Annotated in this window: 18 protein-coding genes and 1 pseudogene; 11 read left to right on the forward strand and 8 right to left on the reverse strand. The window is 59.7% G+C overall.

What is annotated here, in order from left to right; translation table 11 throughout:
* Positions 1-89: 89 nt before the first annotated feature.
* The 6 genes and pseudogenes from hflK (KRR23_RS11005) (at position 90) to cfaB (ending at position 7,508) form a co-directional block, all read left to right on the forward strand.
* Positions 90-2,063 carry a protease modulator HflK gene (gene hflK, locus KRR23_RS11005; protein WP_216742519.1) on the forward strand — a complete coding sequence of 658 codons (1,974 nt, stop codon included), beginning with the start codon at positions 90-92 and terminating at the stop codon, positions 2,061-2,063.
* Positions 2,060-3,109 carry a protease modulator HflC gene (gene hflC / locus KRR23_RS11010; RefSeq protein ID WP_019694358.1) on the forward strand — a complete coding sequence of 350 codons (1,050 nt, stop codon included), beginning with the start codon at positions 2,060-2,062 and terminating at the stop codon, positions 3,107-3,109. The genes hflK (KRR23_RS11005) and hflC overlap by 4 nt, the downstream gene beginning before the upstream one ends.
* Positions 3,106-4,164: a protease modulator HflK gene (gene hflK, locus KRR23_RS11015; protein ID WP_216742520.1), complete on the forward strand. Its 1,059-nt coding sequence runs from the start codon at positions 3,106-3,108 to the stop codon at positions 4,162-4,164. The genes hflC and hflK (KRR23_RS11015) overlap by 4 nt, the downstream gene beginning before the upstream one ends.
* On the forward strand, positions 4,161-6,071 hold the full coding sequence (locus tag KRR23_RS11020) for a cation-translocating P-type ATPase (RefSeq protein ID WP_216742521.1): 1,911 nt from the start codon (positions 4,161-4,163) through the stop codon (positions 6,069-6,071). Before hflK (KRR23_RS11015) ends, KRR23_RS11020 begins: the two co-directional genes overlap by 4 nt.
* Before the next feature lie 39 nt (positions 6,072-6,110).
* Positions 6,111-6,236, forward strand: a pseudogene (locus KRR23_RS29085) (DUF2063 domain-containing protein); the annotation flags it as partial.
* 84 nt (positions 6,237-6,320) lie between these two features.
* Positions 6,321-7,508: a C17 cyclopropane fatty acid synthase CfaB gene (gene cfaB / locus KRR23_RS11025; RefSeq protein WP_216742522.1), complete on the forward strand. Its 1,188-nt coding sequence runs from the start codon at positions 6,321-6,323 to the stop codon at positions 7,506-7,508.
* A gap of 10 nt (positions 7,509-7,518) precedes the next feature.
* Here the strand turns inward: cfaB and cls are convergent, their stop codons facing one another.
* Complete coding sequence (gene cls / locus KRR23_RS11030; protein ID WP_216742523.1) at positions 7,519-8,958, reverse strand: cardiolipin synthase; 1,440 nt, start codon at positions 8,956-8,958, stop codon at positions 7,519-7,521.
* A gap of 131 nt (positions 8,959-9,089) precedes the next feature.
* On the opposite strand from cls, the gene KRR23_RS11035 reads away from it, so the two are divergent.
* Positions 9,090-9,611 carry a DUF3617 domain-containing protein gene (locus KRR23_RS11035; protein WP_216742524.1) on the forward strand — a complete coding sequence of 174 codons (522 nt, stop codon included), beginning with the start codon at positions 9,090-9,092 and terminating at the stop codon, positions 9,609-9,611.
* Between the two features lie 94 nt (positions 9,612-9,705).
* Here the strand turns inward: KRR23_RS11035 and KRR23_RS11040 are convergent, their stop codons facing one another.
* From KRR23_RS11040 to folE2, 5 genes are read right to left on the reverse strand one after another with little or no spacing between them, the layout of a single operon-like run.
* Entirely contained in the window at positions 9,706-10,266 is a 561-nt protein-coding gene (locus KRR23_RS11040; RefSeq protein WP_216742525.1) for a DapH/DapD/GlmU-related protein, read from the reverse strand.
* Positions 10,263-11,147 carry a metal ABC transporter substrate-binding protein gene (locus KRR23_RS11045; RefSeq protein WP_216742526.1) on the reverse strand — a complete coding sequence of 295 codons (885 nt, stop codon included), beginning with the start codon at positions 11,145-11,147 and terminating at the stop codon, positions 10,263-10,265. The genes KRR23_RS11040 and KRR23_RS11045 overlap by 4 nt, the downstream gene beginning before the upstream one ends.
* A gap of 11 nt (positions 11,148-11,158) precedes the next feature.
* Positions 11,159-12,025: a metal ABC transporter permease gene (locus tag KRR23_RS11050; RefSeq protein WP_216742527.1), complete on the reverse strand. Its 867-nt coding sequence runs from the start codon at positions 12,023-12,025 to the stop codon at positions 11,159-11,161.
* Entirely contained in the window at positions 12,025-12,699 is a 675-nt protein-coding gene (locus KRR23_RS11055; RefSeq protein ID WP_216742528.1) for a metal ABC transporter ATP-binding protein, read from the reverse strand. The genes KRR23_RS11050 and KRR23_RS11055 overlap by 1 nt, the downstream gene beginning before the upstream one ends.
* Complete coding sequence (gene folE2, locus KRR23_RS11060; protein ID WP_216742529.1) at positions 12,696-13,592, reverse strand: GTP cyclohydrolase FolE2; 897 nt, start codon at positions 13,590-13,592, stop codon at positions 12,696-12,698. Before folE2 ends, KRR23_RS11055 begins: the two co-directional genes overlap by 4 nt.
* Before the next feature lie 86 nt (positions 13,593-13,678).
* On the opposite strand from folE2, the gene KRR23_RS11065 reads away from it, so the two are divergent.
* Complete coding sequence (locus KRR23_RS11065; protein WP_216742530.1) at positions 13,679-14,890, forward strand: N-acetylmuramoyl-L-alanine amidase; 1,212 nt, start codon at positions 13,679-13,681, stop codon at positions 14,888-14,890.
* Here KRR23_RS11065 and KRR23_RS11070 read toward each other — a convergent pair.
* On the reverse strand, positions 14,887-15,264 hold the full coding sequence (locus tag KRR23_RS11070; protein ID WP_216742531.1) for a glutamine synthetase: 378 nt from the start codon (positions 15,262-15,264) through the stop codon (positions 14,887-14,889). The two genes, KRR23_RS11065 and KRR23_RS11070, sit on opposite strands and share 4 nt — an antisense overlap.
* Positions 15,265-15,401: 137 nt before the next feature.
* Here KRR23_RS11070 and zigA point away from each other — a divergent pair, with 137 nt between their 5' ends.
* Together zigA and KRR23_RS11080 are read left to right on the forward strand one after the other, a co-directional pair.
* A complete protein-coding gene (zigA, locus tag KRR23_RS11075; protein ID WP_216742532.1) occupies positions 15,402-16,610 on the forward strand; it encodes a zinc metallochaperone GTPase ZigA in 1,209 nt (402 codons plus the stop codon).
* The gene (locus KRR23_RS11080; RefSeq protein ID WP_216742533.1) at positions 16,610-17,251 is read left to right on the forward strand and encodes a DUF1826 domain-containing protein; all 642 of its coding nucleotides are present in this window, start codon (positions 16,610-16,612) and stop codon (positions 17,249-17,251) included. Before zigA ends, KRR23_RS11080 begins: the two co-directional genes overlap by 1 nt.
* Before the next feature lies 1 nt (position 17,252).
* Here the strand turns inward: KRR23_RS11080 and KRR23_RS11085 are convergent, their stop codons facing one another.
* Positions 17,253-17,609, reverse strand: coding sequence for an NADH:ubiquinone oxidoreductase (locus KRR23_RS11085; protein WP_216742534.1), 357 nt, complete (start codon positions 17,607-17,609; stop codon positions 17,253-17,255).
* A 27-nt stretch (positions 17,610-17,636) separates the two neighbouring features.
* On the opposite strand from KRR23_RS11085, the gene KRR23_RS11090 reads away from it, so the two are divergent.
* Positions 17,637-18,608: a GTP-binding protein gene (locus KRR23_RS11090; RefSeq protein WP_216742535.1), complete on the forward strand. Its 972-nt coding sequence runs from the start codon at positions 17,637-17,639 to the stop codon at positions 18,606-18,608.
* The last annotated feature ends 4 nt before the right edge of the window (positions 18,609-18,612 follow it).

Here is an 18,612-nt window from a genome sequence, read left to right on the forward strand (position 1 = left end):
TCGTTATATCGTAACGATTTGCAAAAAATGCAACGGCCTGACGACTTATCCACAGGTCTGGTTCACGTAACAGCAAGTACTGAGGTGGTATGCAAGTCGATCTGGAGGCTGAGGGGGCGAACGTGGAAGAACTGCCGCGTTTTCAGCAGGCGGTGTTTCACGGACGTCGGTTGAAGCGGGTGGGCATCGGCCTGGCGAGTTTCGCAGCAGCAGGATTGTTGTTGGCGTTTTTTGTCGGGCTGTTTGCACCACAATCGATCTGGCCGCCGCTATTGGTCAGTCAGTCCTCGGCGTTGATCGTGGTGGTGGCCGGTTTGCAATCGGCCTGGTGGATCACCCAATGGCGGGCGCGGGCGCTGGTTGAACCGGTGGTTGTGCTGGCTGCGGAACAGATCGAAATCACCGAGGCTCTCGGCTGGTATGAGCGACTGTTGGCGCGAGCGGGTGAGCGCTGGATCAGATTGCTGGCGCAGATCGGCGCGCCGACGTTGTGGCTGGCCGGTTGGTCATTGCTGGCGTTGTTCAGCCTCGAACAATTCTGGAACCTGACATTATCCGCCGCTGCACTGGGTCTTTCGGCCAGCGTTGGGGCGGCACTATCGTTGTTGCTGGCGTTCGGTTTGCTGGTGTGCGAACGCCAACTGACTCAGGAAAATCCCGCGCAATGGCCCGAAGCCGGGCAGTTGGCGCAGCTCACTCGCGTGGCGATCATCTGTCTGGTGACCGGCGCATTCTGCCTGTTGTTCAACAGCGAAACTGCCGTCTGGCCGGTGCGCCTGGCGGTGTTGATCGGTTTGCTGCCGGGGCTGGTCGCTGCAGAGTTGTTGCTACGTGCGGTGTTGTCGTTGTTCAGTCCGCGTCGCGATCTGCTCGAACCGACGCTGCTGGCGCGCAGTTTTGTCGCAGACATGTTGCGCTGGCCGCCACAACCGTTGTTGGCGTTGCAGCACGAATTGCATAACCGCTTTGGCATCGACCTGCGGCAGATCTGGGCTTTCACTTACATGCGTCGGGCCTTCTTGCCTGTGCTGACCGTGGTGCTGTTCGTGGGGTGGCTGCTCACCGGGATTCATGAAATACCGCTGCAAGGGCGGGGGATCTACGAGCGCTTTGGCAAGCCGGTGCAGGTGTTTGGCCCGGGTTTGCATGCCGGTTTGCCTTGGCCGTTGGGCCGGGTGCTGAGCGTCGAAAATGGTGTGGTTCACGAATTGGCAACCAGTGTCGGTGACGCGCCGGCAGCGACGGTGGCCGATCCTGCGGAAGGGGCCGCACCGGCCATTGCCAATCGGTTGTGGGACGCCAGCCATGTGAACGACAAGTCCCAGGTGATTGCCAGTAGCAGTAACGATAAACAGAGCTTCCAGATCGTCAACATGGACGTGCGTTTTGTCTACCGCATCGGTTTGAGCGATCAGGCCGTGTTGGCGGCGACCTACAACAGCACCGAGGTCCCGACACTGATTCGCAGCACCGCCAGCCGGATTCTGGTACACGACTTTGCCTCGCGGACCCTCGACGGTTTACTTGGCGCAGATCGGGTAGGGCTCGCCGAAGACATTGGTCGTGCAGTGCAGGCTGATTTGCAGAAACTCGACAGCGGCGTGGAAATCCTCGCGACAGTCGTTGAAGCCATTCACCCTCCGGCCGGAGCTGCCAACGCCTATCACAGCGTGCAAGCCGCGCAGATCGGCGCGCAAGCGTTGATCTCGCGCGAGCGTGGCGCGGCTGCCGAGCAGACCAATCAGGCGCAATTGCAGGCCAGTGTCGCCCATGACCAGGCGCTGGCCACGGCCCGCGAAGTCAACGCTACGGCAGAGGCCGCCGACCTGCGTTTCGCTGCCGAGCGCAAAGCCTACGCCGTAGCCGGTCGGGCCTTTGTGCTGGAGCAATACTTTGCCCAGCTGTCGCAAGGCCTGGCCAACGCCAAGGTACTGGTGCTCGATCATCGCTTGGGCGGCAACAGTACGCCGACCATCGACTTACGCAGCTACACGTTACCCGCCACCTTACCGACTGACACTTCGCCGTCACGTCAACCCGTTCAGTCAGGAGCCGCCAATTGAGCCCGTCGCATTCCCACGAGCCGCATGATCATCACGACCACGCCGGCCACGATCATGGCCATGGCGGGCATCATCACGGCCACCACCATCATCACCATGGCGACCCGCAAGAGGCGGGCCCCTTCCCGTGGCGACGCATGGGCTGGGCGGCGCTGCTGGTGCTGTTTGCCATTGCGGCGGCGAGCCTGGTGCAAGTGCGCTCGGGCGAGGCGACGGTGATTACCCGTTTCGGCAATCCTTCGCGGGTACTGCTGGAGCCGGGCCTCGGTTGGCGCTGGCCGACACCGTTCGAGGCGGCGATTCCGGTAGACCTGCGACTGCGCACCACCTCCAGCGGTTTGCAGGACGTGGGCACGCGCGATGGTTTGCGGATCATCGTTCAGGCTTATGTCGCGTGGCAGGTGCAGGGTGATCCGGACAATGTGCAGCGCTTCATGCGAGCGGTGCAGAACCAGCCGGACGAAGCCGCGCGGCAGATTCGTACGTTTGTCGGCTCGGCGCTGGAAACCACTGCCAGCAGTTTCGACCTGGCCAACCTGGTGAACACCGACGCCAACCAAGTGCATATCGCCGATTTCGAGGCGCAACTGCGCAAGCAGATCGATCAGCAACTGCTGACCACTTACGGCGTGCGTGTGCTGCAAGTGGGTATCGAACGGCTGACACTGCCGTCAGTGACCCTGACCGCCACCGTCGATCGTATGCGCGCCGAGCGTGAAACCATTGCCACCGAACGCACGGCCATCGGCAAGCGCGAGGCGGCGCAGATCCGCTCAGCCGCCGAGCGCGATGCGCGCATCGTCCAGGCCGACGCCACGGTGAAGGCCGCGGACATTGAGGCCCAATCGCGGGTTGAAGCCGCGCAAATCTACGGCAAGGCTTACGCGGGTTCGCCGCAGTTGTACAACTTGCTGCGTTCGCTGGACACCTTGGACACGATGGTAAAGCCCGGCACAAAGTTGATTCTGCGTACCGATGCTGCGCCATTCCGGGTGTTGGTTGATGGACCGCCGACGCTGGATAACAAGTCTGGGTCGCAGCCATGAGTGTAGTTCCACGTGGAACAAATGAACTCGACAGCCCGTGGATTCAGGCGGGGCGTCTGGCATTTCTTGCGCTCTATGCCGTCACGGTGTTGGCTGCGTTGGCCTGGGCTTTCTCCAATGTGCGGCAGATTGATCCGCAGGATCGCGCCGTGGTGTTGCACTTTGGCGCGCTGGATCGCATCCAGAACGCCGGCTTGCTGTTGGCGTGGCCGCGTCCGTTCGAGCAGGTGATTTTGTTGCCGGCAGCGGATCGAGTGATCGAACGGCGGGTGGAAAATCTGCTGCGCTCTGATGCTGCGCTGCAAGGTGAGCGTGTGGCGAGTTTCGCCAATCCACTGAGCGATGCGCTGGCCGGCTCTGGGTATTTGCTCACTGGCGATTCGGGCGTGGTGCAACTGGATGTTCGGGTGTTTTACAAAGTGACCGAGCCTTACGCCTTCGTCCTGCAGGGTGAACATGTACTGCCGGCGCTGGATCGTTTGGTGACTCGCAGTGCGGTGGCGCTGACGGCCGCGCGAGACCTGGACACCATTCTGGTTGCTCGGCCGGAGTTGATCGGTGCTGACAATCAAGCCGCCGAACGTCGCGAACGTCTGCGTGGTGATCTGGTGCAAGGGATCAATCAACGCTTGTCCGAGTTAGCCGCGACAGGGCAGGGACTGGGGATCGAAGTCGCCCGGGTCGACGTGCAATCGAGTCTGCCCGAACCTGCGGTCAATGCTTTCAACGCGGTACTGACTGCCAGTCAGCAGGCAGATAAGGCCGTAGCGAACGCACGTACTGAAGCCGAAAAGCTCACTCAGACCGCGACCCAACAAGCTGATCGCACGCTGCAAGTGGCTCACGCTCAAGCGAGTGAACGCCTGGCCAAAGCGTCGGCTGACACCGCCACGGTGCTCAGCCTGGCGCAGGCGCAGCAGAAGGGCAGCGACCCGGAAATGCTCCTGCGGATCTATCGCGAGCGTATGCCGAAAATTCTTGGTCAGGCCGGTTCGGTTACGACGGTCAACCCTAAAGACGATTCCCGCCTGATCATTCAGGGAGCCGAACAATGACCGCACAAACCGCCGCCGCGCCAAGCATGTTGAGCACGGCTGAACAACGCAGCGCCGCACGCCAGTTGACCTTGGCTATGCTCGCTTTGGGCTTGCTCGGCCTGGGGCTGGTCTGGCGCTGGTTGTCGCCGGAGCAAACCGGTGTCAGCCAGTTATTGCTCGGGCTGGCTTCGCTGCTGGTGGCCGTTCCGGTCATGCGTTCGGCCTGGTACAGCCTGCGTTATCCGAGCCTGCACGGAATCACCGATCAACTAATCGCCTTGGCGATGATGGGCGCTTGGGCGACGGGCGATCTGCTGACCGCGGCCTTGTTGCCGATCATCATGATCTTCGGCCACGTGCTGGAAGAGCGCAGTGTGATTGGTTCTCAGGAAGCAATTCACGCGCTGGGCCGTCTGACGCGCAGCCACGCGCGCAAGGTTCAGGCCGATGGCTCGATTATCGAAATCGACAACGCTGCGTTGAAGGCCGGAGACATAGTGGACGTGCGCGCAGGCGATCGAGTCCCAGCGGATGGGCGGGTGTTGTCCGGTCAAGCGAGCCTGGACACTGCGCCGATTACCGGTGAGTCGGTGCCGCTTGAGGCCACCGTCGGCATGCAGGTATTCGGCGGGGCGATCAACCTCGATGGTTTGCTGCGGTTGGAAGTGACCCGCACCGGCAACGAATCGACCCTCGGCAAAGTCATTGCGCTGATGCAAAGCGCCGAGCGCTCCAAGCCACCGATCACCCGTTTGCTGGAACGCTATGCCGGCAGCTACATGGTGCTGGTGTTGCTGTTGGCCGCAGTGACCTGGTTCGTCACCAATGATGCGCAAGCAATGCTTGCGGTACTGGTTGCCGCGTGCCCATGTGCATTGGTGCTGTCGGCCCCGGCCACGGCGATTGCCGGGATCGCGGTGGCTGCGCGCCACGGCATCCTGATTCGCAGCTCGGCATTCCTCGAAGAGTTGGCGGACCTGACGTCGTTGGTGGTCGACAAGACCGGCACCCTGACGTTCGGCACGTTGCGTTTGCAGTCTATCGACAGCCCGGTCGAGGATCGCAGCACGTTGCTGAAACTGGCCGCCAGCCTCGGTTCGGCCAGCAGCCACCCGGTCAGTCGGGCATTGGCCGGGTTGGTCGCTCAGGAGCATTTCCTGTTGCTGTCGGATATTCGGGAACGCCAGGGTTTGGGTGTGGTGGCGATGACCGAACAGGGCGAAGCGGCGCTCGGCCGACCCGAGCTGTTTGCACAGTTGGGCATCGCCACCTCGACGGTGCCGGTGCATGATGGGCCGATTGCCGGTCTGGCGTTGGATGGACGTTTCCTCGCGTGGTTGTTGCTGGCTGACAGCGTCAAACCGGAAGCGCGTTTTGCCATGAGAGAACTGCGCGAACTGGGCCTTGGCCGGCAGTTGTTGTTGACCGGCGATCGGCAGAGCGTTGCCCACAGCCTGGCCCATGAAGTCGGCATCAGCGATGTCGAGGCGCAAGCCTTGCCGGAAGACAAACTCAATCGCGTCCTGACTGAAATCGATAATGGTTTCCGGCCGATGGTGGTCGGCGACGGCATCAACGATTCGTTGGCGCTCAAGGCCGGCGTGGTCGGAGTGGCCATGGGCGCAGGCGGGGCAGACATCGCCCTGGCCTCGGCCGACATCGTATTGATCGGCAGCGATCTGCGTCGACTCGGTACTTGCGTACGCCTGAGCCGCCAGTGCCGGCAGACCTTGCAGGTCAATGTGATCATCGGTCTGGGCTGGACGCTGGCGATCGTCGCGTTTGCCGCGTTTGGCTGGCTGGGAGCGGCAGGGGCGATGATTGCTGCGGTCCTGCATAACCTGAGCACGTTGCTGGTGTTGGGCAATGCCGGGCGTTTGCTGCGGTTCCAGGAGCCGCTGTTGAAGCTGAAAGAAGAGGGTTGAGGGGCCAGCCTGCCACTCAACGAAGGGCAGGGACTGAACGGCTGAAGCGTCGCCGAACTGTGCGCACAATTGACAGTCAACTGTGAAGAGGGCGCACCTCTTCAGGCCGTTACATGGCTGAAACAGTGGGTTTACGACAGCTTGTTGCTCTATCGTGACTCATAGGAAAAGGCTATTAAATCGATAGCCAGCTAATTTTCCACAATGGTCTACCCTCAAATCAGACGTCTGAAACAAGGGGGACTATTCATGCTCGCGCAACTGCCACCGGCCTTACAGAATCTGCAATTACCGCTTCGCTTGCGACTCTGGGACGGCCATGAATTCAATCTGGGCCCTGCGCCCAGCGTCACGATTGTGGTCAAGGACCCACAATTGGTGTCTCAATTCACCCGTCCAAGCCTCGACCTGTTGGGCGCCGCCTTCGTTGAGGGCAAGCTCGAACTCGAAGGCTCGATCAGCGATGTGATCCGGGTGTGTGATGAGTGGAGCCAGGCATTGCTGAATGAAGCTGACGACAATCAACCAGTGCGCTCAGTCCATGACAAAGCCACTGACGCGGCGGCGATTTCCTATCACTACGACCTCTCGAATGCTTTCTATCAGCTCTGGCTCGACAGTGACATGGCGTATTCCTGCGCTTACTTCGAAACCGGCAGCGAAACCCTGGAGCAGGCCCAACAAGCAAAATTCCGCCACCTGTGTCGCAAACTACGGCTACAACCCGGTGAGTACCTGCTGGATGTCGGCTGCGGCTGGGGAGGGTTGGCGCGTTATGCGGCGCGGGAGTTTGGAGTGAAAGTATTTGGCATCACCCTGAGCAAGGAGCAGTTGGCGTTGGCCAGGGAGCGAGTGATCGCTGAAGGTTTGCAGGATCAGGTTGAGCTACAACTGCTCGATTACCGCGATCTGCCTCAGGATGGGCGGTTCGATAAGATCGTGAGCGTCGGTATGTTCGAACACGTCGGGCACGCCAACCTGGCGGAGTACTGCAAGACATTGTTCGGTGCCGTGCGTGAAGGCGGCCTGGTGATGAACCATGGCATTACCGCCAAGCACACGGATGGCCGGCCGGTCGGACGCGGAGCGGGTGATTTTATCGAGCGCTACGTATTCCCTAACGGGGAATTACCGCACCTGTCGATGATTTCGGCTGAAATCAGTGAAACGGGGCTGGAGATCGTCGACGTCGAAAGTCTGCGTCTGCATTACGCACGCACGCTGGACCACTGGAGCGAGCGGCTGGAGGACAACCTTGAAGCCGCTTCCAAAGAGGTGCCGGAGCAGGCATTGCGGATCTGGCGACTGTACCTGGCAGGCTGCGCCTATGCGTTCGCGCGGGGCTGGATCAACTTGCACCAGATCCTCGCGGTCAAGACTCACCCCGACGGCAGCCATGAGCTACCGTGGACGCGTGACGACATCTACAACCCTTAAAGGATCAGCCTTAAAGGATCGGCGAGATAAGCCGGGCGACCCGCATGCCAAGCTGTTGCAGGCGGTGGGTCTTCCGGCTTTCGCCTTTGGCAATTTCGTGGGCTTGGGCAAAGTCGTCGTTGAGCATGTGTTCCACTTCATTGGCGAATTCGCTATCGACGGTCAGTAGCATGACTTCGAAGTTGAGCCGGAACGAACGGTTGTCCAGATTCGCACTGCCGATGGCAGTGATCTCGCTGTCGATCAGCACGACCTTCTGATGCAGGAAGCCCGGTTGGTAACGGAATACCCGAACCCCGGCGCGTACCGCTTCGAAAGCGTACAGGCTGGAGGCGGCATAGACGATCCGGTGATCTGGCCGCGATGGCAACAGGAGCCGCACATCGACACCGCGCAGCACCGCCAGGCGTAGTGCGGCAAACACCGCTTCATCAGGAATAAAATACGGGCTGGTGATCCACACGCGTTCGGTCGCGGAGTGGATGGCTTCAACGAAAAACAGCGAGCAGGTTTCGTAAGGGTCCGCCGGTCCGCTGGCCAGTAGTTGGCAGAGCACGCCGTCATCGGGGTAGCTCTGTGGCAGTATCAGCGGTGGCAGTTTTCGGGAGGCCCAGAACCAGTCTTCCGCGAAAGACTCCTGCATGCACGCAACCACGGGGCCGCTGACGGCGACGTGCGTATCGCGCCACGGTGCCAGCGGTGGTTTCTGGCCCATGTATTCGTCACCGACGTTATGCCCACCGACAAATCCCTGTACTCCGTCGACCACGACAATCTTGCGGTGGTTGCGAAAGTTCACCTGGAACCGATTGAGCCAGCCACTGCGTGTGGCAAACGCTTCGACCTGCACCCCGGCATCACGCAAGGGTTGTACATAGCTGTGAGGCAGGGAATGGCTACCAATCCGATCGTAGAGCAGGTAAATGGCGACGCCTTCAGCGGATTTTTCCATCAGCAGTGTTTGCAGGCGTCGGCCCAGCTGGTCGTCATGGACGATGAAAAACTGAATCAACACAGCTTCGCGAGCGGCGCGGATCGCTTCGAAAATCGCATCAAAGGTTGCCTGGCCGTTGATCAACAGACGCACCTGATTGTTTGCCAGGCACGGCATCCGCCCCAGCTTCGGCATCGCCCGTAACGAGGTGTAGGCTTTGGAGGCGCGGGCGGTCAGCGCTTCCTCGATCCACGGACGCCAGCTCAAGTCGGCGATGGCCTTGTGCATTTCTTCGTTGGCCTGTCGGCGCGCCTTGATATAAGCGTCGAAGGTGCTGCGACCGAAGACCAGATAAGGAATAAGCGTCAGGTAAGGTATGAAGACCAGTGACAAGGCCCAGGCAATCGAGCCTTGAGCGGTCCTGACGGTCAATACGGCGTGAATGGCGGCGATCGTGCCCAGTGAGTGGATGAGCGCGATCAGATACGCGAAAAGATGGGGTCCAAAAAAATCCATGGGGCAATCATGCTCCTGACAATTCAATGCTTAACAGACCATGTTCCACGGTGAATGTCGCTATTTAATTCGACATGCAACCGAAGTAGATTGGCGACGTCTAAGGGGCACTATTGTCTAGGAGTTACTCGATGAACGTACGTCTGCTGGGTTTGGCCATGGCTGTTGGCTTGTCACTTCCTGTGGTCGCTCAGGCACAGATGCTGCAACCGGGTTTGTGGGAGTTGACCTCAAGCAACATGAAGGTCGATGACCAGAACCTCCCGGATCTGCAGTTGATCCTTAACCAGTTGGGCAGCCAGATGACGCCGGCACAAAAGACCGCACTGGAGAAACAGGGCATCACCATGGGCGGTAAAGGGATTCGTGTGTGCCTGACCCAGGCACAGGTTCAATCCGACACCATTCCCCTGCAAGACCCGCAGTCAGGCTGCACGCAGCAGGTCACCGACCGCAGCGGCAACCAGTGGAAATTCCGCTTCAGCTGCCCGAAAGCCCAGGGCGCCGGCGTTGCTACGTTCCTTAGCGATCGCGAATTCAACACCACGGTCAACGGCACGTTCAACGCCACCGGCATTCAGCAAAAGGGCAGCATGGATACACGCGCCGTGTGGTTGGGACAGGATTGCGGAACGGTCAAACCTCGGGCCTGATCTCTATTGCTGGCAAGGCAGCGGCCTTGCCAGCAATAGCTTGCGCTTCAATCCTGCTTCAACACTCATCCACCCCAGATCCCGCGGCTCATGCTCAAAACTCGTTCTGCAGGGCTTTGTAGCCGCGCACCAGATCGACGTTGGTGCGCGCCACGTCCTCAGAAAACTCTGAGGCGCTGATGCTGACCGGCGGGAACTGCGACAAGTCGGTTTTGGGGCCGATGCGTGTGGTGGACGGTACGTAGAAGTCGGCCGGCAAGTCTCGCCCGTCGACCACCGAGTTATGCCGCACCACGCAGCCGTCGCCGACCGCACAGTTGAACAGCACGCTGTTGAAACCGATGAACACCCGGTTCCCGACGGTGCACGGACCATGGACGATGGAGCGATGAGCGATGGAGCTGAACTCGCCGATGGTCACCGCTGCACCGGATTTGGAGTGGATCACTACACCATCCTGGATGTTCGAGTTGGCACCGATGGTGATCGGTTCCATCTTGCCCGAATCGTCGACTTCATCAGCGCGGATCACCGCGTAGGGACCGACGAAGACGTTCTCGCCAATCACTACCTTGCCGCAGATGATCGCGGTTTTATCGACGTAGGCGGACTCGGCAATCCGCGGCAAATCGCCGGACGGGTTCTTGCGGATCATGGTGTGCTCAAGGCGTTGTAAAGCGTGTTGAGGTTGTATTCGAACAGCCCGGCAAAGGTGCTGGCCGGACCTTCGGCGGCGAGTGCATCCGAGTACAGGGTGCCGCCAATATGCGCGCCGCTTTCATCGGCGATTTGCTTGAGCAGGCGGGCGTCCTTGATGTTTTCCATGAACACCGCTTTGACTTTGGCCCCACGGATCTGTGTGATCAATGCGGCCACTTCGGCGGCAGACGGTTCGCGTTCGGTGGACAGGCCTTGAGGTGCCATGAAGTCGATACCGTACGCTTGACCCAGATAGCCGAAGGCGTCATGAGACGTAACGATCTTGCGGTTGCCCGGTGGCAATGCGCCGAGCTTGGCTTTGGCTTCGGCCAGCAGACGATAGATCTGCTTCAGGTAGGTCTGGCTGTTGTGTTCGTAGTCGGCTTTGTTCGCCGGGTCTGCGGTGATCAGCGCCTTGGTGATGTTGTTCACATAGAGTTCGGTATTCGCCAGATTGTGCCAGGCGTGTGGGTCGGGGAGGGTCTCGCCGTCCTCTTCCATTGTCCTGGGGATCACTCCGCGGCTGGCGGTGATCACCGGGGTTTTGGTTGCGGTGCTGGCTACCATGCGGTCCAGCCATGGCTCGAAACCGAGGCCATTTTTGAAGATAAGTTTGGCCTTGAGCAGGGCCTTGGCGTCATCCGGAGTGGGCTCGTAGGCGTGAGCGTCAGCGTCCGGGCCGACCATGTTGGTGATTTGGATGTGCTCACCGCCGACCTGATGAACCATGTCGGCAAGGATGCTGAAGCTGGTAACCACCGGAAGTTTTTCTGTTGCCGATGCCGTTGAAAGCGACATCGACAACCACACACTGAACAGCATGAGTAGAGCGCGCATCGGGAAACACCTCATTGGGATGTGAGCAAAGGCGGGCGGCGCAGCAAACCGTGCACCGGACCGAACACCACGGACAGCAGGTACAAACCGCCGGCTACCAGCACGATGGCCGGGCCGCTGGGCAGCGAGTAGTAGAACGACAGCAACAGACCGAACCACACCGAGAGGCAGCCGAGCAGCCCTGCGATGGCCATCAGCATCGGCAAGCGACGACTCCAGAAGCGTGAAGCGGCGGCCGGTAACATCATCAAACCGACCACCATCAGTGCGCCGATGGCCTGGAAACCGATCACCAGATTCAGCACCACCGGGGTCAAAAACACGCCATGTGCCAACGGGCCGAGACGGCTCACGGTTTGCAGAAACAATGGGTCGAGGGTGTCCAGCAACAGTGGCCGATAGATCAGTGCCAAGGCGATCAGACTGATCCCTGAGACCCAGAGCATGCCGGTCAACGTCGGGCCGTCGACGGCCAACGCCGAGCCAAACAGCAAGTGGAGCAAGTCGAGGCGTTTGCCGGCGATCCCCAGAATCAGCACGCCACTGGCCAGCGAGATGGGGTAGATCGCCGCCAGGCTGGCGTCCTCCCGAAGGCCAGTGCGGCGAGTGATCCATGCTGCCAATCCGGCCATGCTCAGCCCCGCACCGAGGCCACCGATGGTCAGTGCTGGCAAGCTCAAACCGGCGAACCAAAACCCTAACGCGGCGCCAGGCAAGATGCCGTGAGCCACGGCATCACCGATCAGGCTCATGCGTCGCAGGATCAGAAACACCCCAAGCGGTGCGGTGCTGCAAGCCAATACCAGACCACCGATGAGGGCCCGGCGCATGAACACGAATTCGTGAAACGGTTGCCAAAGTTGCGCAGCGACGAGCATTACGCCACCTGCGTATGTGGTTGCTGAAGGATCAGTTCATGGCTCGGCGCCAGGACACAGCCCGAGCTTTTGATCAGCAATGCTTGAGGAATGTGTTGGCGAACCGCAGCCAGGTCATGACATACCACGACCAGCGTTCGGCCCTCGTTGTGCCAGGTGTGGATGTGTTTCCACAGCAGCGCCTGGCCGAGTTCATCCAGAGCCGCATGAGGTTCGTCGAGCAACGACAGTGGCGCTTCGGCGAGGCTCAAACGGGCGAGCAGGGCGCGTTGCAATTCGCCGCCCGACAACGCCATTAATGGGCGTTGCTCCAGGCCACTCAAACACCAGTCGTTCAGTACATTGTCGAGGCGTTGGCGGCGAACGTCCGGCGTTTGCTTGCTGCCCCAGAATCCGGCACTCACCAACTCTTGCAGGTTGATGGGGAACTGTCGGTCGAGGTGCTGTTGTTGTGGCAAAAAGGACAAGCCACCCCGTGTTGAAACATCGAGGACGACTTTACCTGCTAGCGGTTTTTGCAGACCGGCGATGACTTTCAGCAAGCTGCTTTTACCCGAGCCATTGGCGCCAATGACTGCCGTCAGGCTGCCCCTGGGTAAATCGAAATCGAAATCGAGGGCGGGAGTGAGTGGTTGGCCGGGTGCGCCCCAGCGCAATCCTTGGCAGCGAATCATGCGGCCTCCCAGTTCCAGCGACTTTCGGCCACTGCATCGTGGGCGTGCAGACTTTCGGCGTGAACTACGCGCATCTGAAAAGCCTTGATGCCAGGCGAGCGTTTCAACGCCAGATTTAAACGTCGTGCAGCGTCTTCGCAGAACATCAGGTTTTGACCGTTAGCCAGTGCGAAGGCTTGTTCGTCGGCGCGTTTGACCGCGGTTTGAACCGCGGTACCGAGCGCGGCTTCGGCGTCATTGATCGCCGCGATCAGGGGCAGATCGTCCAGATAGTCATCCAGTCGTAGCCGCAATTGCGCACTGCTGCGTTGGCTGTGGGGCGTTGCGACGATGCCTTTTGATGATCCGAGCCAAGTCAAAACGTCGGCGTGCTGCAACGGCTTGTTGGCAAAGTCATCGATGAATTGCTGCTGAATAAGTTGTCTCGACAGTGCGGCTGAACAGGGGCACGTGGACGAATAAGGAACTTCAATTTTTAGTTCCACGTGGAACACTGTGTTTTCCAAGCGCGCTTCGATGCTGATCGGATAGCTTTTCCAGCCGGCCAAAGGGCTGATCAAGGCTGGGCGTTTGAGCAGTAAATCAGCGTGAATGCGCAGGTAAGCGGCATTGGATAAACCCTCGTGGCTGTCGAGGAAGCGTTGCAGAACTTGCTGCAATAACGCCGGGGTGAGGCTTTCTTGCTCAAGCATCTCCAGCGCCAGATACAGCCGCGACATATGAATGCCACGTGCTTCGCCATCATCGAGGCTGACGCCAGCGTCGGCTTTTGCGCTCAATCGCTGACCGTCGAACACAACAGGAAGAGCAATGCCGCACATGCCCACCCATTCGAGTGGCAAGGCTTGGCGTGAGGCCTGCGCGGCGATATCCGGCAGAGTCAGCGCATTCATGAGCAGGTCCATCGTTGGAAATGTTTTGCCATGTTATATTATAACAATCAAATCGACGATGCCTTTTTCTCGAGCGGTCTTTCACTATGCACAGGCGACAATTGCTCAACCTGTTGTTTGCCAGCGCTGCGCTGGTTTTACCTTTCGGCGTGTCGGCGACGCAGATCCGCAATGCACGGTTCTGGCGTTCGGATGACAAGCTTCGCCTGGTACTCGATCTGAGCGGACCGGTGCAGTACAAAACCTTCTCGTTGAGCGCGCCCGAGCGACTGATCATCGACTTGAGTGGTGCGCAGCTCAGCGGTGACTTCAGCCAATTGGCGCTCACCAACACGGTGATTCGTTCGATCCGTTCGGGGCACTTCGGGCAAGGCGATACGCGGATCGTGCTCGACCTTACCGGTCCGGTGCGGCTCAATAGTTTTCAACTGCCGCCACAGGACGGGCAGGGCCATCGTCTGGTGCTCGACCTGCTCAACGCGGCGCCTGTGCAGATCGCTGCGGCGGCACCTTTGGTCCAGCGTGAAACACCGGCTGACAAGGCTCACCCCAAGCGCGACATCATCGTCGTGGTCGACCCTGGCCATGGCGGCAAGGACCCCGGCGCAATTGGCGCCAAAGGCGAGCGCGAGAAAGACGTGGTGCTGTCCATCGCACAATTGCTGGCCAAGCGCTTGAAGCGCGAAAAAGGTTTTGATGTGAAATTGGTGCGCAACGACGACTTCTTCGTGCCGCTACGCAAGCGCGTGGAGATCGCCCGTACGCACAAGGCCGACATGTTCATCTCGGTACACGCTGACGCGGCGCCACGGCTCACGGCTTCTGGCGCTTCGGTTTACGCATTGTCCGAAGGTGGCGCGACTTCGGCCACGGCGCGCTTCATGGCGCAACGGGAAAACGGTGCCGATTTGCTGGGGGCGAGCAGTCTGCTCAACTTGAAGGACAAGGATCCGATGCTCGCCGGGGTGATTCTCGACATGTCGATGAACGCTACCATCGCCGCCAGTTTGCAGCTCGGTAGCACAGTGCTCGGCAGTCTGGCCGGAATTACCACGCTGCATCAGAAACGTGTGGAACAGGCAGGTTTTGCGGTACTGAAATCACCGGATGTGCCATCGATCCTGGTAGAAACCGGCTTCATTTCCAATGCCCGCGACAGCCAACGGCTGGTCACAGCACGGCACCAAAAGGCGGTAGCCAACGGCCTTTTTGAAGGCTTGCAGCGCTATTTTCAGAAGAATCCACCGATGAACAGCTACATGGCCTGGCAGCAGTCGCAGCAAAAATCGCAGGTCTAGCAACCCGTCAGTCGGCTACAGGTGAACTTGCCACTGGAGCCGCCGGAGCTGGAAAACCGATTGAGTGTGGTCCAGCCAACGCGGCGGCTGTAACCGACCCAGGCTTCTCCATCCGATGCCAAACCGGTGAAGAACGTCAGTTGGCCGTAACGGCTGCTGGTTTGCGCCCAATAGCGTTTACCGCTCACTTCAAACCCGCGCATGTAGGTCGTGCTGCCCGCCGTGGCGACGCTGTAAAAGTTGCCGTCCGGGTCTACGCAGGCCAGCAGATTGGCGCTGCGCGTGCACTTCGCCTGGCTCGATGCCTGCGCGCAGGCGTCTGCTGCGACAAACAGCGAAAGGCTCAACAGTGTGCATTTCAAGGCGTTGTGCATGGGTTTTCTCGTGGTGCGAACGGGCTCAAGCATTGCGTCCTTCGTCGCTGGGAGCAAGAGGAGATTGGCGTGTTTGTGTTGTTATACTATAACATTAAAAAACCACCTGACCGGCCACTCCTGATGAGGAACACCTGATGCTCAATCGTCTCCCCGTTACCGTGCTGTCCGGCTTTCTCGGCGCCGGCAAAAGCACGCTGCTCAACTACGTACTGCGCAACCGCGAGAACCTTCGAGTCGCGGTGATCGTCAATGACATGAGCGAAATCAATATCGATGGCAGCGAAGTCCAGCGCGATGTCACCTTGAACCGCGCCGAAGAAAAACTCGTCGAAATGAGCAACGGCTGCATCTGCTGCACCTTGCGCGAAGACCTGCTGGAAGAGGTCAGTAAACTGGCCAGGGACGGTCGCTTTGATTACCTGCTGATCGAGTCCACCGGTATTTCCGAACCTCTTCCCGTGGCGGAAACATTCACCTTTCGCGACGAAGAAGGCCAAAGCCTGGCCGACATTGCGCGGCTCGACACCATGGTCACGGTGGTCGACGGGATGAACTTTCTGCTCGATTATCAGGCCGCCGAAAGCCTTGCATCACGGGGTGAAACCCTGGGCGAGGAAGATGAGCGTTCGATCACGGATTTACTGATCGAGCAGATCGAATTCGCCGACGTGCTGCTGATCAGCAAGATCGATCTGATCAGCAGCGCCGAGCGCGAAGAGTTGATCGCGATCCTCAAACGGCTCAACGCCCAGGCGCACATTATCCCGATGGTCATGGGCGAAGTGCCGCTGAAAAAAATCCTCAATACCGGCCGCTTCGACTTTGAAAAAGCCTCTCAGGCACCGGGCTGGCTTCAGGAATTGCGCGGCGAACATGTGCCGGAAACCACCGAGTACGGCATCGCTTCCATGGCCTATCGGGCACGTCGACCGTTTCATCCGCAGCGCTTTTTCAGCTTCATCAATCGACCATGGGTGAATGGAAAACTGCTGCGCTCCAAGGGCTTTTTCTGGTTGGCCAGCAAGCACCAGGACGCCGGTAGCTGGTCGCAGGCCGGTGGCTTGATGCGTCACGGGTTTGCCGGTCGCTGGTGGCGCTTCGTGCCGAAAGCGCAGTGGCCACAGGATCAGGAAAGTACCGCCGCGATCATGGAAAACTGGACCTCCGTCACCGGTGATTGCCGTCAGGAACTGGTGTTCATCGGCCAGAATATCGACTTTTCTGAACTCACCGAACGCCTCGACAATTGCCTGCTCAACGATGACGAAATGTCCCTCGGTGTCGAAGCATGGCGCCTGATGGCAGACCCGTTTGGTCCATGGCTCGAAGAGGAGGCAGCCTGATGTTGGCGCCGAGTCTGAAAGCGCGCCCGGTGATTCGCCAGGTACAGGACCAAACCCCTGACGTCTTCACGCAGATACTTCAAGACGGTACCAACCTGGCCCTCTGGCAGCGTTGTTTGCCGGCACATATTGCTGACTTCGGTGCATTGCTGTTATCGCTGAACGAGCCGCTGGCCGAGTCGTTGGTGATGGAATTGGCGACTGACGACGCTGAGCCCAATCTGCGTGGCCTGGCCGAAAGCTACAGTGACCTGGAGGGCCACGAAGGATTTATCGCCGATGTTTCATGGTTGGTCAGCGCGTTTGCCTGCTTGCTGGGCGCGACGCGTATCGGCTTGCGTTTGCGGGTGCTGGATAAAGCCATGTGCCCGCGTTTCCACGTCGACCATGTGCCGGTGCGGCTGATTACCACCTACGCCGGTATCGGCAGTCAGTGGCTCAGAGAGGGCGCCATGGATCGCAAGAACCTGGCCAAAGCGGAGGCCGAGCCGCAGGACTGTGAGCAAATGCTCTGCGGCGAAGTCGCGTTACTCAAAGGCGAGAAGTGGCACGGCAACGAGGGATTCGGGTTGATTCATCGTTCACCGCAACCGGCACCGGGTGAGCGCCGGCTGATCCTGACCCTCGACTGGCTCGCGTGACTCAAGGCGTGAGCCACGCGCCCTGACTCTGGCCTTCGCAAAACGGTTTCAGGTACGCCGCGTCGGTGGCCACGCCGTAATAGTGAATATCCTGCCGGTAAGGCATATTGGCAACTTGAGCGTTGCTGCACACTCCGAAGGCGCCGCTGGGGCATTGGTCGAGAAATGCGACGTCGACCTTCTGCCCCGCGAGGTTCGGCTGACAGAAACCGTCATGGAACAGCTTTTCCGGGATATTGCGGTTCTGCTGACAGACTTTGACGTCGAGCCGCTCCGCCTGGCTGTGAATCACGCAGGCCTGGGCCAACGCCTCGCCCGAAGCGAAGGCCAACAGTAACGACAAGCCAATCAGTCGCATCCTTTTCCTCCCAAGAAACCGTCGAACATGTTGCAGAACATTCCTACTCACGTCATCGCCGGACCGTTAGGCGCCGGCAAGACCAGTCTGATCAAGCATCTGCTGACACAGCGGCCGGCGAACGAACGCTGGGCGGTGCTGATCAACGAGTTCGGCCAGATCGGTCTCGACGCCGCGCTGCTGACCACGGGCGCCGATGGTATCGCACTGGGGGAAGTGGCTGGCGGCTGTTTGTGTTGCGTGAATGGTGCGCCGTTTCAGATTGGCCTCGGGCGGTTGCTGCGCAAATCACGGCCGGACCGCTTGTTTATCGAACCCTCGGGGCTGGGACATCCGGCGCAATTGCTCAAGCAATTAAGTGAAGCGCCGTGGCAGGGTGTACTGGCGATTCAACCGAGCGTTCTGGTGCTCGACGCTCAAGCTCTGGCTGCCGGAAAACCACTGCCAGAGGCGCAGCAGCAAGCGCTAGCGAGCGCGGGTCTGTTGCTGTTGAACAAGGCCGAGCACCTGAACGATGAAGATCGCCAGCGCATCACCGCGCAGTTGCCGGAATGCCCGCTGTATTGGACGCAGCAGGGCGCTCTGGCATTGAGTGACTTGCCGGGTGTCAGCCGTCGAGCGGTCAAGGGTGTGGATAACTTCAGTGTGCCAAAAGGTCTGGCGCAAATGCCGGCGGTCTGGACTGATCCCATACAGCCGATTTGCCTGAGTCAGCAGCAGGAAGGTGGCTGGAGCATTGGTTGGCGTTGGCACCCGAGTCAGTCGTTCGAACTTTCCCGGGTCCAGGCTTGCCTGGCGGCGTTGGACTGGCGCCGGGCCAAGCTGGTTATCCACAGCGCCGAGGGTTGGGTGTCGGCCAATTCGCTGGATAACGCCGTGCTGCACTGGCAACCCAGTGAATGGCGTCAAGACTCGCGCATCGAGCTTATTTTCGATAAGCCGCAGGATGTCGAATCACTACAGGGGAAACTTGCGAGTTGCCGGGTGAACCTGACTTAACGCG

This window comes from Pseudomonas sp. CVAP#3 (assembly GCF_018986375.1).
Taxonomy (GTDB): domain Bacteria; phylum Pseudomonadota; class Gammaproteobacteria; order Pseudomonadales; family Pseudomonadaceae; genus Aquipseudomonas; species Aquipseudomonas helvetica.